Annotated in this window: 15 protein-coding genes, 1 tRNA gene and 2 pseudogenes; 4 read left to right on the forward strand and 14 right to left on the reverse strand. The window is 54.9% G+C overall.

The features are described 5' to 3' along the window. Positions 1 to 34 precede the first annotated feature (34 nt). The 5 genes from P8O11_RS07820 to rsfS all read right to left on the reverse strand — a co-directional run bounded on the left by P8O11_RS07820 (position 35) and on the right by rsfS (position 5,021). Positions 35 to 1,375: a S41 family peptidase gene (locus P8O11_RS07820; protein ID WP_300293405.1), complete on the reverse strand. Its 1,341-nt coding sequence runs from the start codon at positions 1,373 to 1,375 to the stop codon at positions 35 to 37. A gap of 3 nt (positions 1,376 to 1,378) precedes the next feature. Continuing rightward, complete coding sequence (locus tag P8O11_RS07825; protein WP_300293407.1) at positions 1,379 to 2,521, reverse strand: peptidoglycan DD-metalloendopeptidase family protein; 1,143 nt, start codon at positions 2,519 to 2,521, stop codon at positions 1,379 to 1,381. Then, positions 2,518 to 4,035 (reverse strand): 2,3-bisphosphoglycerate-independent phosphoglycerate mutase, encoded by a 1,518-nt coding sequence (gene gpmI / locus P8O11_RS07830; protein WP_300293409.1) that lies wholly within the window; start codon positions 4,033 to 4,035, stop codon positions 2,518 to 2,520. Before gpmI ends, P8O11_RS07825 begins: the two co-directional genes overlap by 4 nt. Before the next feature lie 64 nt (positions 4,036 to 4,099). Then, positions 4,100 to 4,570, reverse strand: coding sequence for a 23S rRNA (pseudouridine(1915)-N(3))-methyltransferase RlmH (gene rlmH, locus P8O11_RS07835; protein ID WP_300293411.1), 471 nt, complete (start codon positions 4,568 to 4,570; stop codon positions 4,100 to 4,102). Position 4,571: 1 nt separating this feature from the next. Beyond that, positions 4,572 to 5,021, reverse strand: a complete 450-nt coding sequence (gene rsfS / locus P8O11_RS07840; RefSeq protein WP_089892194.1) for a ribosome silencing factor — start codon at positions 5,019 to 5,021, stop codon at positions 4,572 to 4,574. Between the two features lie 102 nt (positions 5,022 to 5,123). Here rsfS and P8O11_RS07845 point away from each other — a divergent pair, with 102 nt between their 5' ends. After that, the gene (locus tag P8O11_RS07845; protein WP_300293414.1) at positions 5,124 to 5,573 is read left to right on the forward strand and encodes a hypothetical protein; all 450 of its coding nucleotides are present in this window, start codon (positions 5,124 to 5,126) and stop codon (positions 5,571 to 5,573) included. A gap of 35 nt (positions 5,574 to 5,608) precedes the next feature. Here P8O11_RS07845 and P8O11_RS07850 read toward each other — a convergent pair whose 3' ends face one another. After that, entirely contained in the window at positions 5,609 to 7,144 is a 1,536-nt protein-coding gene (locus P8O11_RS07850) for a hypothetical protein (protein ID WP_300293416.1), read from the reverse strand. 342 nt (positions 7,145 to 7,486) lie between these two features. After that, positions 7,487 to 8,350 carry an N-formylglutamate amidohydrolase gene (locus tag P8O11_RS07855; RefSeq protein WP_300293418.1) on the reverse strand — a complete coding sequence of 288 codons (864 nt, stop codon included), beginning with the start codon at positions 8,348 to 8,350 and terminating at the stop codon, positions 7,487 to 7,489. Positions 8,351 to 8,503: 153 nt separating this feature from the next. Between P8O11_RS07855 and P8O11_RS07860 the strand changes: the two genes are divergently transcribed. The 3 genes from P8O11_RS07860 to P8O11_RS07870 all read left to right on the forward strand — a co-directional run bounded on the left by P8O11_RS07860 (position 8,504) and on the right by P8O11_RS07870 (position 9,863). Further along, positions 8,504 to 8,578: transfer RNA gene (locus tag P8O11_RS07860), tRNA-Val, on the forward strand. An 87-nt stretch (positions 8,579 to 8,665) separates the two neighbouring features. Continuing rightward, entirely contained in the window at positions 8,666 to 8,791 is a 126-nt protein-coding gene (ykgO, locus tag P8O11_RS07865; RefSeq protein ID WP_085850311.1) for a type B 50S ribosomal protein L36, read from the forward strand. A 148-nt stretch (positions 8,792 to 8,939) separates the two neighbouring features. Beyond that, positions 8,940 to 9,863 carry a hypothetical protein gene (locus P8O11_RS07870; protein ID WP_300293424.1) on the forward strand — a complete coding sequence of 308 codons (924 nt, stop codon included), beginning with the start codon at positions 8,940 to 8,942 and terminating at the stop codon, positions 9,861 to 9,863. A gap of 21 nt (positions 9,864 to 9,884) precedes the next feature. On the opposite strand, the gene P8O11_RS07875 is transcribed toward P8O11_RS07870, so the two are convergent. The 7 genes and pseudogenes from P8O11_RS07875 to P8O11_RS07900 all read right to left on the reverse strand — a co-directional run bounded on the left by P8O11_RS07875 (position 9,885) and on the right by P8O11_RS07900 (position 16,020). Beyond that, positions 9,885 to 11,105 (reverse strand): phenylacetate--CoA ligase family protein, encoded by a 1,221-nt coding sequence (locus tag P8O11_RS07875; protein WP_300293427.1) that lies wholly within the window; start codon positions 11,103 to 11,105, stop codon positions 9,885 to 9,887. A gap of 106 nt (positions 11,106 to 11,211) precedes the next feature. Beyond that, positions 11,212 to 12,036 carry an ABC transporter ATP-binding protein gene (locus tag P8O11_RS07880; protein WP_300293429.1) on the reverse strand — a complete coding sequence of 275 codons (825 nt, stop codon included), beginning with the start codon at positions 12,034 to 12,036 and terminating at the stop codon, positions 11,212 to 11,214. Between the two features lie 72 nt (positions 12,037 to 12,108). Beyond that, entirely contained in the window at positions 12,109 to 13,392 is a 1,284-nt protein-coding gene (locus tag P8O11_RS07885) for an ABC transporter substrate-binding protein (RefSeq protein WP_300293431.1), read from the reverse strand. A 75-nt stretch (positions 13,393 to 13,467) separates the two neighbouring features. Then, positions 13,468 to 13,680: pseudogene (locus P8O11_RS13775) on the reverse strand (branched-chain amino acid ABC transporter permease); the annotation flags it as partial. A gap of 123 nt (positions 13,681 to 13,803) precedes the next feature. Continuing rightward, positions 13,804 to 14,760, reverse strand: a pseudogene (locus tag P8O11_RS07890) (branched-chain amino acid ABC transporter permease); the annotation flags it as partial. Beyond that, entirely contained in the window at positions 14,760 to 15,014 is a 255-nt protein-coding gene (locus P8O11_RS07895; protein ID WP_300293435.1) for a hypothetical protein, read from the reverse strand. The gene P8O11_RS07895 and the pseudogene P8O11_RS07890, both read right to left, overlap by 1 nt. A 4-nt stretch (positions 15,015 to 15,018) precedes the next feature. Then, a complete protein-coding gene (locus P8O11_RS07900; RefSeq protein ID WP_300293436.1) occupies positions 15,019 to 16,020 on the reverse strand; it encodes a branched-chain amino acid ABC transporter permease in 1,002 nt (333 codons plus the stop codon). Positions 16,021 to 16,046: the final 26 nt, after the last annotated feature.

The following is a 16,046-nucleotide window of genomic DNA, read 5'->3' on the forward strand; positions in this document are numbered from 1 at the left end:
CAGGCACGGCCCTTTCTTATCTCAAGCGTAAAGCTTACTTGTCTTGCGGCCCAAGCGCTTCAAGTCCCTTCAGAATATCAATCGCATAGGCGAGCTGATAATCCTCTTCGCGCAGCTTGGCCGCTGCGAGCGCCTTTTCCTGATCCTTCTTGATCTGTTCAATCTCGTCTTCGGTCAGGCTGTCGTTGTTGAGGCTGCCACGCAGGTCGGCCTCGGTGCGCGCGTCAAACTTGGTTTGCTCTTCTTCCGTCTCCGCGTCAGGCTTGCGACGGGGTTGCTCCACAACAATATCAGGCGACACGCCAAGCGCCTGAATTGAGCGTCCTGATGGCGTATAATACCGCGCCGTCGTCAAGCGCATCGCGCCCTCGCCTCTGAGCGGCATCACCGTCTGAACCGAGCCTTTGCCAAAGCTCTTCGTACCAACCACGATGGCGCGGCGGTGGTCTTGCAACGCCCCTGCCACAATCTCGGAGGCCGATGCAGAGCCGCCATTGATCAAGACAACAATCGGCTTACCACCCGTCAGGTCACCCGCCGTTGCGTTATAGCGCTCGCCGTCTTCAGGGTTGCGCCCACGGGTCGAAACAATCTCGCCGCTCTCAAGGAAAGCATCCGAAACTGCAATTGCCTCGGTCAACAGCCCGCCAGGGTTGTTGCGCAGATCAAGGATAAACCCGTTAACCTTGTCCATGCCGCCCGCCTCTTCGATCTGCTCTTTGATCCCAGAAGCAAGGTTGGGCGAGGTCTGGCGGTTAAACGTCGTCACCCGCAAAACAACACTCGTGCCTTCTACGCGTGAGCGCACAGCCGTGAGCTTGATGGTATCTCGAATGATCGAAATTTCGAGCGGCTCGTCTTCGCCTTCCCGTGCCACCGTGATGACAATCTCGCTGCCCACAGGCCCCCGCATCATCTCGACCGCCTGGTCAAGCGTGAGGCCCAAAAGGCTCTCGCCGTCGACGTGAGTGATAAAGTCGCCGCTTTCCACGCCCGCTTCGTCCGCTGGTGTCCCATCAATCGGGGAAACAACTTTCACAAAGCCTTCTTCTTGGGTGACCTCGATGCCAAGCCCGCCAAACTCGCCGCTGGTCTGCACTTTCATGCCTTCCGCGTCTTCTGGGCTAAGGTAGCTTGAATGCGGATCAAGCGAGGTCAACATGCCGTTGATGGCCGCTTCAATCAGGTCGCCCTCGTCCACTTCTTCGACATATTGCGCACGAATGCGCTCGAAGATGTCACCAAATAGATCAAGCTGCTGGTAAACATTCGTGGTCTTGGTGGATTCCTGTGCCAGCAAAGGCGCTGCCACCTGCGTGGTGATCAGCACGCTCGCAAGCGTTCCGGTTGCCGCCGCCATGAGAAATTTCTTCATGTCTCAGTCTTCCCTTTGTGTGCGAAACCAGCTCTCGGGGTTCACTGGCTCATTGTCTTCTCTTACTTCCAAATAGAGTGATTGTGAAAGGTCACTCCCTGTTCCATCACCAACTTGTGTCAATATTTCGCCAATTGCGGCGTCTTTGCCGCCCATAAGGCCCAAAGGTGCGCCTTCTGCAATCACCTCACCTGTTCTTCCATACACCACATCCAGCCCCGCGAATACCATCAGAAGCCCTGATTTTGGTTCAAGAATCATCACATTCCCAAAGTCCAGAAGCGGCCCCTGATAACGGATCGTTGCGGCCACAGGAGCGCTGACAAGCGCCCGTGGGCGCGTCGCAAGCAAGACACCGGGCCGCTTGATCCCAGCAGCATCAGCCTCGCCCGCGCGGCGCAAGACACGCCCTGCCACAGGCAGCGGCAGCGCGCCCTTCTGGTCAAAAACATCCGCGTTTGCAGCTGTTTCCAAAGGTCCGCCGCTGATTTCACCCAAGCCAGCCGCAAAGGCTTCAAGCGTCTCGGTGGTGGCAATAAGCAATGCCGTTTTGATTGGATCTTCAGTAAACCTACGGGGCAAATCTGTGCGGTCGGCAATCGCTTGGCTCAGAGCTGTCCGCGCGTCCTGTACGCCGGTGAGCCCCTCTTGCAGGCCGCGCTCCGCACCCGCCTGAAGCTGGCGCAAGGTGCTCACTTCAACAAGTGTTTCGCGCAAAGCGTCGGCCTGTGCATTCAGCGCAGGTGTCATCTGGCTCACAATCATACCCGCGCGCGCAGTTCCCAGCGCCCCCTCGGGATGCAAGAACAGACTGGGAGAGCCCGCGCGCCCGCGCGCCTGAAGCACCGTGAGCAGCGCCGCGATCTCCTCTTCCTGACCGGCGAGCTTGAGACTCAGTTCCCGCTCGCGGATCGTGGCGCGGCGTAACCCTGCGCGCACGGCGCTCAGCCCCGCCTCATAGGCGCGCACTGTCTCACTCAAAGCGGCGACACGCTCGCGCCCGCCCTTCGCCGCCTCAAGCAGATCCCGCGCGGCGGACAAATCCTCAAGCGCGGATGCTGCGGCCGCGGCAGGGCTTACGTCTTGCGCCCAGAGCTCCGTTGGCACAGCCAGACAAGCCGCCAAGAGCGCCGCGCGCCAGTTCATACAATCAAACTTTCGCCAGTCATTTCTTCAGGCTGCGGCAGCCCCATAAGCGCAAGAAGTGTCGGCGCCAGATCACTCAAGCGCCCCTCACGCAAAGCCGCCCCCTTCGGGCCGCCCACAAGGATCACAGGCACAGGGTTAATGGTGTGCGCCGTATGCGCGCCGCCTGTCACAGGATCCCGCATCATTTCGCAATTGCCGTGATCCGCCGTGACAATCATAGAACCGCCCGCCTTTTCAAGCGCCACAAGCACGCGGCCAAGGCCCGCATCGACAGCCTCACAGGCTTTCATCGCGGCTTTCAAATCGCCCGTGTGACCAACCATGTCTGGGTTCGCGTAGTTTGTTACGATAAGGTCAAACCCGTCTTCAATCGCGCCCACAAACGCATCTGTGACTTCTGCGGCGCTCATCTCGGGCTGCATGTCATAGGTCGCAACCCTCGGGCTCGGCGCCATGTAGCGTACCTCGCCGTCTTCCGCGCCTTCTTTGCCGCCGTTGAGAAAGAAGGTCACATGCGGATACTTTTCTGTTTCCGCAAGGCGGAACTGCCTGAGGCCCTGCTTGGCGACCCATTCGCCCAGCGTGTTCACAATCACCCGAGACGGGAAGACCGTGTCCATAAAGCGCTCGTGCGCGTCCGAATATTCAACCATCCCAAGCATCTGAAGCTTGGGCCGCGCGCCCGTATCAAACCCGTCAAAATCAGGCTCAGCCATTGCCGCCAGTATCTCCCGCGCGCGGTCGGCACGGAAATTGAGGCAGAAAACGCCGTCACCGTCCTTCATACCCTCATAGCCGCGCAGAACCGTGGCCGAGATAAACTCGTCGGTCTCGCTGCGGTTATAAGCATTTGAAATCGCGCCATGGGCATCCATCGCCTTATAGCCGCTCTGCCCATGCACCATAGCGTCATAGGCTTCCTTGACCCGCTCCCAGCGGTTGTCACGATCCAGCGTAAAATATCGCCCCGTAACCGTAACGATCTTGGCGTTGGCAGGAAGTGCCTCCGTGAGGGCCGCAAAATACCCAAAGGCCGATTTCGGCGCAACGTCGCGCCCGTCTGCAATTGCGTGAATGGCCACAGGTACACCCGCCTCAGCAATCGCATTGACCGACGCGATCAGATGCACAAGCGAGCCATGCACGCCCCCGTCCGAGACAAGCCCGACAAGATGGGCTGTGCCACCTGTCTCCTTCAACTGAGCGATAAACGCCTTCAGCCGTTCGTTTTCAAAATAGCTCTGATCCTCAATCGCCAGATCGATCTGCCCAAGGTCCATCGCCACAACGCGCCCCGCGCCGATATTGGTGTGACCGACTTCAGAGTTGCCCATCTGCCCGCTCGGCAGGCCCACATCAGGCCCATGAGTGGTGAGAAAATTGTGAGGGCACTCCGCTGAAATCCTGTCAAAATTGGGCGTATTGGCCAGCAAAGGCGCATTGTCCTCGCGCCGTTCCGAGTGGCCCCACCCATCCAAAATACACAAAACAACCGGTTTTTGTCTGCTCATTGCCCATACCTTCTTTGCGACAAGCGTTTACGCTCTCAAACGCTTCGGGGCAACACCCGGAGCCTCATTCACGGTGATACGGCGCACCCGCCAAAATCGACGCCGCGCGATAAAGCTGCTCGGACAGCATGACCCGCACAAGCATATGCGGCCAGACCATCTTTCCAAAACTCACAGAATGCGCGGCCCGCGCCCGCAGGCTCGGCGCAATCCCGTCAGCACCACCGATGACAAAAGCCACATCCTGCGCGCCTGTGTCCCGCCAGCCCGCCAAACGCTCGGCAAACTGGGGCGAGCTTTCCACGCGTCCACGCTCATCGAGACAGACCAAGACGCAGCCCTTAGGCAAAGCCCGCTCCAAAAGAGCGGCCTCGGCCTCCATGCCACCGCCCTTCTTGTCCTCAACTTCCACAACAGAAAGGGCGGTAAGCCCCAGCCCCCGCCCCGTGCGCTCAAAGCGCGTCACATAATCATCAATCAGCGCTTTCTCGGGCCCGCCTCTGAGACGGCCCACCGCGCAGATCTGAACTCGCATATCAGGCCTTTTCCGCCTCGGGCGTCAGCCACATCTTCTCAAGCTGGTAAAACTCGCGCACCTCAGGGCGGAAGACATGAACGATAATATCGCCCGTATCGACCAAAACCCAGTCGCCCGTGTTCTTGCCTTCGATCTTTGAGGCGCGGCCGTGATCAAGCTTCAAGCGCTCCGCAAGCTTCTCAGAGATCGCGCCCACCTGACGCGAAGAGCGCCCTGAGCAAACAACCATATAATCGCCAATAGATGTCTTCCCGCGCAGATCAATCTGCACGACATCTTCAGCTTTATCATCGTCAAGTGATTTCAGTATGGCAGCAAGCAAGTCTTCGCTGCTCAGCTCTTTGGCCTTTTTTGGGGCCGCATGCGCCGCGCCTTTGGCCGCAACAACGTTTGGTGACAGGACGAAGTCCCTCCTTCTTACACATCTGTTGGCCCCGATGCCGAGCATGCCGCAAGCGTAACACCCCAAGTGTAAATGCTCAATGACCGCTATTCCCACACGCGAAAATATGCGACCCATGCGCATCTATTGTCGTTTTGGGGCCTATTCATGCGTTTTTTTGTTGTTCTGCTTGCCTGCTTTCTTGCCCCCGCGCTCCATGCGCAGTCCGGCCCCGCTTGGACGGCCGGCCACTCAGGCAAAGCCAGCTTTGCCAGCGCACAGGGCGCAAACGGCCTCGGCGCAACCCTGCGCTTTGAAGACGGCGAAAGCACAGCTCAACTCTTCATCACAGGCCTCTGGAGTGCCCGCCCGCTCACCCTGCGCCTTTCTGTGAGCTATGCAGGCGGCAAAATCACCCCGCTCGACACCTACCGCCACGGCAAAATCGTGATGCTACAAGGCCAGCCCGCCTATAGCCTCACCCTCCCCCGCACAGCCCTGCGCCCCCTCAAGGGCGGCGATACACTGATCATAGAAGACCTGACACGGCGCGGAGTGATCTCCCTGACGGGATCATCAGCAGCAATCAAAGCGGCAGAGGCAGCGGTGGGGTTGTAGCGAAGGGGTGGTCGCGGAACGCACTTTTCATTGCCTTACAGCACAACAACCCCAAAGATCAGAGCTCCCCAGAGCACAAAACTCCAGCCCCACAAATGCCCACTTCGTATTCGCTTCAAAACATCATTGGACCATGTTTTTGAAATTTGAGCTGGCGGCGCTTCAAGCATCGAAACCGCAGTTGACCAGCTTTTGGTTCTTTGACTGAAATTGTTTGAGCAAACAATCAGAAGATGGACCAGTGAGGGCGCAAATGTCGTCGCTCCAAAGAGACAAACCACAACAACCAAAGCAGTCACTTCATTAAACTCTGCCGAGCTGCCAGTTTTAGGCTCGGCCCCAGACTTTAAATCTATCGGTTTTGTGGCGTCCTCCCCTTTGTTCAAGGGCGGGCGGGGCGTGGGACGAGGTAGCTCTCCTCCCAGCTCACCAATAAAACCTGCATATTGAGCCATGCCCAATGGGTCCATTGAGCGGACGGTTTTTGCATCGGCTCCAAGGAAAAGGCCTAAAATGAAAACCGAAATGAAGCTGATCATTGTAACTGTCGTCACAATAAACCCAGCAAAAGAAACAAGAGCGACCAAAAGATCAAAAGTCAAATTTCTAACAACGGCTTTAAAATGCAACTGATCCCGCAGAATTTTGCTTAGAAAGCTCCGCGTCGCTCCGATCGAAATAAAGTCAAAGACTGCATTCGACACAGGGTAAACCAAGAAGGCAAATACGGCGACCATAAACACAGAATGATCATTTTTAAAAAATAGCAGAGCAAAGAGGGCGCCAAACAACGGGTAAAAGATACCAACTTCAACGATGAAACGAAATCCAAGCGCCAAATAAACACCAATCGCCAGGCACACGACTGATATTCCGAGGTAGCCTTCCAAACTATTTGTGCCCACAGCATCCGCGAGAGAATTGGGTAAAAGGGGGCCACCTATCCACTTGAGCAAGACATGATATGCTACCGCGAAAGATAGAGAGATTAGGATGCGATAGAACTGACGGTTTGTTACCAGCCGTACGACCCAACCCGCACTTGGCGCATTTGGTTCCAGAGCCATAGCACCCGATATCTGCTGCACAAAAGGACGTGCTAAAGTAAGCCAAGAAACCAATCTACCTGAAAGAAAAAAGAGTTTCACACTCACCCAAACACAGATCAAAATGATCAGCAGGTTTACGAGTATTTCCACTTTGAACTCGGTGAATACTGCTCCCGTCATAATACTCAGGATCACAAGCGCTAGAACTGCCGCAATCCAAAAATAAACGATAGCAATCTGCATCGAAGTCACGAAGGCCCTCGTGCTGAATTTCTTCTCACCATAAATTTTCTCAAAGAAATTTAGGGTGACGACGATGCCCTTCTCATACCAGTTAGTGGATTTCTGCCTGTACCGGCGCGCCAAGGTCGGATGTGAGTGGACGTCCTCAATCTGCTCTAGAAGGCTTGCAGTGGCAAAGTACGCCGTCAGCTTTGACACGATAGGGACAACAACCAAGGCCAAAAAAAAAGCTGCAAGCCCAGCATTCGTCTCAAAAAATGGTATCAATGCAGATTGCATAAATTGTTGCCCAACACACTCAAAATACTACCAAGCAAAGTAACCATATGTCTGTCGTCGGGCGCAAGTCTGGACCCGCCTTAAATCTCGGCTCGCCACAATTGTACTGCAAGTTTTCTGCCCCACCGAACGCCCCCTTAACTTAATTTCTGTTAACCAAACACCCATTCAGGCGGTGCACGGGTTGTGCACGGGTTGTGCACGCATATCACCCCCTCGATTTGGCTGTGTTTTGGCGCATTAACCCTTCGGGACGCTGCGCTCATGGGGCAGCAACACGGGGCTGCTACACTCGGACAAATCTCACCAAAACGTCTGATAAATATAGATAAATTTTACGGATCACTCCGCCGCAAGAGGCTCCGCAACCTTGCGGCCGATCTCACAAATCTCCGCTGTGATCCCCTTGAGAGCCCGCCGAAACGCCTCAAAGTTCCCGTTCGGGCGTATCATCTGCTCGTTCATATAGATCGAGCGGTCAATTTCGATCTGGATCGCGTGTTGTCCCTTTGAAGGCCGCCCGTATGTCTGGCAAATATAGGCCCCTGCAAAAGGTACATTGCGCACCACATGTAGCCCTACACGGGTAAACGCCGCCTCGATATGATCGACAACCTCGGTGCTTGCCGAGGCGCCATGTCGGTCCCCGATCACCACTTCGGGACGGCGGATTGCCCCCCGCGCCGCAAGGTCCATTGCCTCATGGGGCATCGAATGGCAGTCAACCAAAATCGCCTCGCCAAACGCGGCTTTTGACTGGTCCAAAAGCTTGCCCAACATCTCGTGATAGGGCCGCCAGTACGTATTGATTCTGCGCTCCGCCTCGCTCAGGGGCAGCTTTCCACGATAAATCGCCCGCCCCCCTGCCACCACGCGCGGCACCACTCCAAGCCCCGAAGCCACCCGCGGATTGTGCCCCCGCGCGCTCACCCCTTCAAACAATGCTGGGTCCAGCTCCTCAGGCGCGCGGTTCAGATCAACAAAAGCACGCGGCGCGCCCGCCGTCAGAAACGGTGCCCCACATTTGGGTGCATGCGCAAAAAGCCTATCTACAAAGGCATCTTCCGATGTTCGGATGGTGTGTTGGTCCAAAACAGTCTTGCGCAGAAACGTCCAAGGATAGTCCCGCCCGCTGTGCGGCGAAGCAAACACAACAGATGTTGTACGCCGTTCAGGGTGGATCAAATCATAAGCAACACGCGGCATTCTGGCTCCAGTTTCTTAAGGGGAGTATAGGCCAAAAAAATGAAGCGTCAAAAGCTCTTGATCATATCTGCGACTCCTTTTATAGACACGAGGCGCTGGCGCGGGTTTCCGCGTCCCTTTTTGTTTTAAGGGACGAAAAAACCAAGTCAGTTCGGGCGATTAGCTCAGTGGTAGAGCACTTCGTTGACATCGAAGGGGTCACAAGTTCGAACCTTGTATCGCCCACCATGAACCATTCACCGCACGGGGGAGTTCCCTCGCGCACCCGCAAACCCAAAGGCGCAAGCCCTGCGCCGCGACCAAGGAGACGACCTCATGAAGGTTAGAAATTCACTCCGCTCGCTCAAGAGCCGGCACCGTGACTGCCGCATCGTGCGCCGCAAGGGCCGCGTTTATGTGATCAACAAAACACAGCCACGCTTCAAAGCCCGTCAAGGCTAAGCCCAGCTGAACGCAGCACTTCAAAAAGAGCCGCGCCTTTCGAGGGGCGGCTCTTTTCTTTTGGACTGACCCCATCCCCTTACATCAAAGCCCTTTATGTCCTATCATCTTGGAAAGATGAGTGATGCAATCAAGGTCTGAACTGGGCATGAGACGCAAGATATTTGGCTGGCTTCTTTGCGGCGCACTGAGCGTGAGCAACAGCGCTCCCACTCTCGCCTGCGCCTTTCACGGCTACACTCCAAACCCAACACTCGTGGACCTTCTTATGATGACCGAGCAGGTTGTCATCGCAGACATAGACCCCTCTCAGCCAAACCGATACCGGCTGCTCGAAGTGCTCATGGGGCCCCATGTGTCGGATATACCAATCACTGTTTCAGCATCAGTCACCAAGACGATCTCGAAAAACCCTTCAGCACGTGTCCTACTGGCACGTGATGGCGCCTACGGTCCTTGGCAAATGCTCAAAGTACTCGACAATAGGCTCCATCATGTTTTGAGCCACGTTATCGAACGCCAGTCCGCGCTGATCAATGGCGGTGATGCAGAGCGCCTCACGTTGTTTGGTTCACTCTTGAATGATCCAAGTCCAGATGTTCACCAGCTTGCTTTGCAAGAGCTGGATCGCGCGCCATATAGCGCGCTTCAGAAGCTTATCATCCCAAATATAGCAGGGCTAAAACTAGAGATTGAAACAGGCGAAGAGGGCTTAATGCCGATACGCGTTTTGCTGGCCGGTCTAACAAAAGACCAAAGCTACAAGCCTTTTATGATGGAAGAGCTGGCGATGGCTGTCGAAGGAGACGTTGCTTATATGGGTGCTTATGCAACTGCCCTGATCGAGCTGGGGGGCACTGACGCAGTTCAATATCTGATCGACGAGTATTTGACTGACAAGGCCCAGCCGCTCGATCGCAGGATCAAGATTCTCGAGGCCCTCTCACTCCAGCACAAAAATGCCGAACGCAAAACGAGACGTGCAATCGCCCGTGGTGTAGCCCGTGAATTGCACCAGTCGCCGGAACTGAAAGACCCTGCTACGCGCTTCTTCGGGTTTCGCATTCGCTAGAGTGCACAAGCCAAAGAGGGCCTAGTCGTAGCTGCGTAGATCTTCGATCACCTTGCCGTCATTGGGCAGACTACCACGCCCAACAATCTCGATTTCACCCTTGAGCTTCAAGACTTCAGAAACAGACTTGGCATACGCCGCCGCATCTCCGCCCTCGGCTTCAACCATGACAGTCATCGCATCCATCTCGCCTTGGCGCTTGGCCACAACACGAGCTTTGAAAATCTCACTGTGCTTGGCGACAAAAGCCGCAACCTGCTCGGGGCGCACGAACATACCTTTAATCTTTGTGGTCTGGTCTGCGCGGCCCATCCAGCCTTTGATACGCATATTCGTCCGTCCACAGGGGCTCTGCCCTTCCATAACAGCGCTCATGTCTCCCGTAGCGAAGCGGATCAGCGGATAGTCAGGGTTGAGTGTCGTCACAACAACTTCGCCCACCTCGCCTGGAGCCACGGGATCGCCAGTTCCCGGGCGCACAATCTCTGCGATGACACCTTCATCAACAATCATGCCTTCCATGGCAGATGTCTCGTATGCAATTGTGCCAAGATCTGCAGTACCGTAGCTCTGCAAACACATAATACCACGGTCTCTATATTCCTGACGCAAACTTGGGAAAAGCGCGCCGCCGCCGACAGCCGCCTTACTAAACTTCAACTTGAGGCCCATCTCTTCGGCCTTATCCAGAATGAGCTTGAGGTAATCGGGAGTGCCCACATAAGCCGTACAGCCAATGTCATGCGCCGCCTGCGCCTGAAGCTCGGTCTGGCCAACACCAGCAGGCAGAACAGCCGCGCCTACAGCGCGTGCACCGTTCTCAAACATCATCCCTGCTGGCGTAAGGTGATAAGAAAAACAGTTTTGGACAATATCACCCGAACCAATACCAGCAGCCGCCAAAAAGCGTCCCGCGCGCCACCAGTCATGGCTCATATTGCCGGGTTCATAGATCGGTCCTGGGCTCTGAAAAATATGCGCAAAGCCCGCAGCGCTCACGGCCGTCAGCCCACCAAAAGGTGGGACCTTCTTCTGAGCAGCGCCAAGATCAGACTTGCGTAGCACAGGTAAAGACGCAAGTGCTCCCACCGTTGTGATAGCTGCCGCATCAACGCCTTCAAGACGGCTCCCATAGCCAGCCAGCCCTTGCGCCAGTGCTACTTGCTGCGGCAAACGCAGCGCAATTTCCGCAGCGCGCGCCTCAGCGGATCGCGTCTCCAACTCGTCGAAAAACTGGCCCATCTTGTAAACCTTCTTGTGCTCATTTGCGCCCAACTGGCGGCATGGTGCGGACATCACCCTCGCGGTCAACGGGGTCTATATTCTTTCAAAACTCAGCTTGACTGCCTTAGCTGAGCCAGCGCTTGCGTCGACGATAGGAGCGCACATCGCGGAAACTTTTGCGCCCATCATCAGACATGCCGAGGTAAAACTCTTTCACATCCGGGTTCTCGCGCAGCTCTTTTGCCGGCCCGTCCATAACCACGCGGCCTGATTCAAGAATATACCCATAGTGAGCGAACCTGAGAGCTACGTTTGTATTCTGTTCAGCCAAAAGGAAGGTATACCCTTCTCCCTCATTGAGCTGTTTCACAATACCAAAGATCTGCTCAACAAGCTGAGGTGCAAGCCCCATTGAAGGCTCGTCCAAAAGGATCGTTTCCGGCCGGCTCATCAAAGCGCGACCAATCGCAACCATTTGTTGCTCTCCGCCCGATGTATAGCCAGCTTGCGAGCGACGGCGTTCCTTCAGGCGTGGGAAATAATTGTAAACCATCTCAAGGTCCGCATCGATAGCACCTTTGCCATCCATCCGCGTATAGGCGCCTGTGAGCAAGTTTTCCTCAACAGTGAGGTGCTCAAAACAATGCCGCCCTTCCATCACTTGGATTACCCCGCGCTTGACCAGATCGGCTGGATCTAGGTGCTGCGTAATCTCGCCACGATAGCTCACGCTTCCTTTGGTGACTTCGCCACGCTCCGAGTGAAGCAGGTTTGAAATCGCCTTGAGCGTCGTCGTCTTGCCCGCGCCGTTACCGCCCAACAGGGCAGTGATACCGCCTTTGGGCACTTTGAGCGAAACGCCTTTAAGCACAAGGATCACGTGATTGTAGATCACCTCGATGTTGTTCACTTCCAGAACGGTGTCGTTTGTTTCACCAGCATCCAGCATATCAGGGCTCGCTTATTTGAATTCGTTTACAGGATTGGCCGCCCACCCGTCTGAGTGGGCGGCCAAAAGCGCTTAGTTGCAGCGCTGTTCGATGTTGCTTTCAGCGGCGAACGCCTCTGAGTCTGCGGTGATCAGCGGCAGGATAACGTCCATGTCCGATGGTCCGAAGTCAGAGATCAGGTTCCACTTTTTGTCAGTTGCGTTCCACTGCGTGATCCCGCCGAGGCCCGGGCCACCGTGGTTTTCGCAAGAAACGGCAAAGCTTGGCCCGAAGTTTGGCATACCAAGAGCAGTCATCTTCTCTTCGGTGATCTCGAGCGCTTCCATACCGTCACGCATCATCGCAGGTGTGATCTGGGCTGTGCCATGGATCTCTTGTGCCGTCTTGGCAGCTTCTGCCGCAAGCATCGCTGCATACATACCGCGGTTGTAAAGCACTGTCCCGATCTGGTCGCCAGCGCCAGCCGTGAGGCCTTTGTCGACAACGTGTGCTTTGATGTCATCAAACACAGGGAAGTCAGAACCAACGTTATGGAACGTTACCGATTTGTAGCCATTGGCCGCATCACCCGCAGGTGTCACATCGTGCTCTGCACCTGACCACCAGATACCAATGAAGTTCTCCATGTTGAAACGGATGTTCGCCGCTTCTTGGATCGCAACTTGGTTCATAACGCCCCAGCCGTACATGATTACATAGTCAGGCTTGTCGCGGCGGATCTGGAGCCACTGTGATTTCTGCTCCTGACCAGGATGGTCAACTGGAAGAAGGCTCAGCTCATAGCCGTGCTTCGCCGAAAGCTCTTCCAGCGTGCGGATCGGCTCTTTTCCATAGGCAGAGTTGTGATACACGAGGGCCACTTTTTTGCCCTTGATGTCGCCACCGTTTGTTTCGAGCAGGTGGTTGATCGCAACAGATGCACCGTTCCAGTAGTTCGCTGGATAGTTGAACACGTGGCTGAAGACCTTGCCGTTTGCGGCAGATGTACGGCCATAGCCCATTGTGTGGAGTGGAATACCGTCAGCTGTCACTTTGGGGATCAGCTGGTAGGTGATACCTGTTGAGAGTGGTTGATAAACAAGTGCGCCTTCGCCTTTTGTAGACTCATAGCACTCAACGCCTTTTTCGGTGTTATAGCCTGTTTCGCACTCAGGAACTTTGGTCATGATGCCGCCGATGCCACCATCACGCTCGTTGAGCATTGTGAAGTAATCTGCGTAGCCGTCAGCAAACGGGATACCACCCGCCGCATATGGGCCAGTCCGGTATGAGAGTGACGGGAACACAAGGTCCGCCATCACTGGGCCTGCCGCCATAACGGCTGCCACGGCCATAGTTGCTAGTTTCGTCTTCATCGGGGTCTCCTCCCTTGGTTTTTTCCGATGTTAGCCACAGCTATTACGCTGAAGCCCTTATTTGTTGCCCTGCCCTTAGTGTGGGAATGGCCACAACCGTAATTTCTCTTTCGCCACGCGCCACAGCTGGGCAAGACCATGTGGCTCCGCGATGAGGAAGATAATGATCAACGCACCAACGATCACAAGCTGCAAGTGGGCCACAATATCTGTGGGCCAACCCATGCCGCCAATGGTCAGAGCATAAGCCATGAAGGCTGCGATACTTGCAAAAATCCACCCCACACCAGCGCCTGCAATCAGGCTGCGCGTGCGCACAATATTGACCACCAGCATGACAAGCGCAGCCGCGAAAGCCGCTAGGAACACCCAGCTCATGACTGAAGAAAAGCCTGATATTTCATCGGTACTGTCTGCAAGCATCAGCTTGAGAAGAACTGGCAAGAGCACAAGAAAAGCCGCGCCTGCGAACGATCCAAAGATCGAGCCGAGACCTCCAATAATCACCATAAACAGAACGATAAACGACTTCTGGATACCAAAGGCTTCACCAACTTCAACAGCGCCGAGATATACCGCAAAGAAGAGCGCGCCAGCGATGCCGATGTAGAAAGAACTTACCGCAAAAGCACTTAGCTTTGCTTTTAGAGGGTTCACCCCAATGATTTCAGCGGCGATGTCCATATCGCGAATGGCCATCCATTTGCGTCCAGACGCCCCACGCGTAAGATTGCGCGCAACGATCGCGCAGAGAGCGGCTATGACCAAGCAGAAAAGATAAGTCGCCCAGGCGTCAGTGCTCGGCCCCGTGATTGCGACCCCAAAGATTTCACGCTCAGGCGCGTTGATCTGACCGGAGGCGGAATAGTTATAAGCCCATGACCATTTGTTGAACAGCCAAACAAGGAAGAATTGCGCAGCCAAAGTTGCAACCGCAAGGTAGAAGCCTTTGATGCGGAGGCTCGGCAGGCCAAACAGAACACCTACAACTGCCGTCACAAGTCCAGCAAGGATGACAGAGAAAAAGATATTAATAGGTGGGAGCGCATATTGCACACCGTCTATCCAGATATCGAGACCTGTCATGAACTTGTAGCAAGCATAGGCGCCGACGGCCATAAAGCCGCCAGTACCGAGCGACACCTGCCCACAATACCCAACAAGTATGTTGAGACCAATTGCAGCGATTGAATAAATCAAGAACGGCAGGAAGATCGCATTTACCCAATAATCATTGATAAGAAAGGGAACCATCGCAAAGGCCACAAAGAGCACAAAATAGTAGCGATAGCGGTCAAATTTGATCGGGAAGGTTTGCCCGTCATCTTGATAGGACGTCTTATAGTCACCAGCTTCACGGTAAAACATCAGACTCTCTCCCCGTTTAGTTCTTCTTGATGGCTTAGGTCAGCGCGGTTCGCGCGCTTGGCGTAGCCTGTTGCTTCTGCGTGGCGTACAAGCTGGAGATAGGTCCAGATCCCGATGCCCGCTCCAATGGCAGCACATACAGCAGCCATGGTCATTTGACTTTCGTTGTCGACGTTCGCCGAGAAGGCGAGGTACCCAAAGGCCCAGAAGCCTGACCATGCCACCACGTTGATAATCGCAATGATTTTCATCATGGTGTCAGACCCTCTCGATGATCTTCTCGCCAAACAACCCTTGAGGGCGGAAGACGAGGAAAATAAGAGCGAGCACATAGGCAAACCAATTTTCGGTGGCCCCGCCGACCATTGGGCCAACGGAGAATTCAAAAAGCTTTTCACCGACGCCAATGATCAGGCCACCGACAATCGCACCTGGAATGGAGGTGAAGCCACCAAGCATAAGTACGGGCAAGGCCTTCAGAGCAATGAGTGAGAGCGAGAATTGGACACCTGATTTTGTACCCCACATGATACCTGCCACCAGAGCGACAAAACCCGCGAGAGACCAGACCATCACCCAGATAAAGTTGAGGTTGATACCAACCGAAAGTGCCGCCTGGTGATCATCCGCAACAGCTCGCATGGCGCGGCCCTGTTTGCTATATTGGCTGAAAATCACGAGCGCCAGAACAAGGATAGCAGCAATCACAGTCGCAAACATATCAAGCTTATCGATGAAGAAGCCGTAGAAGTTTTCGTTACCGAAGCCCATCCAGCGCGTGCTGTCTTCAAGCCAGATGCTTGCACCCTGCGGTAGGCCGACATCGAGGTTTTTAATCTCGGAGCCCCACATCAAATCGCTGATACCTTCAAGGAAGTAGGCAAGGCCGATTGTCGCCATGAAAAGAATAATAGGCTCCTGTCCGACAAGGTGGCGGAAGACGAACTTCTGCACAAGCCATGCCAGCAAAACCATAAAAGCAGCCGTCAGCAAAATGCCGAGCAGTGCAGGCAAATGCCAGCCGAAGTGGTGCACTTCCGTGCCAAACATCGCATTGATCAGATGACTGAAAGGCACCTGACCGTTCATTATTCCGACAAGAGTGGCCGCTGCAAAAAGCGCCATAACGCCTTGGGCGTAGTTGAAAATACCAGAGGCTTTATAGATTAGAACAAAGCCGAGGGCGACAAGGGCATAGAGAACCCCAGCCATAAGGCCATTCAGGAAGACTTCGATCCCAAAAATCAGATTGTCAGGCATTGTTGAGGCCTCCAAATACTTGTGTC

Source organism: Lentibacter sp. (genome assembly GCF_029254145.1).
In the GTDB taxonomy this organism is placed as follows: domain Bacteria; phylum Pseudomonadota; class Alphaproteobacteria; order Rhodobacterales; family Rhodobacteraceae; genus Lentibacter.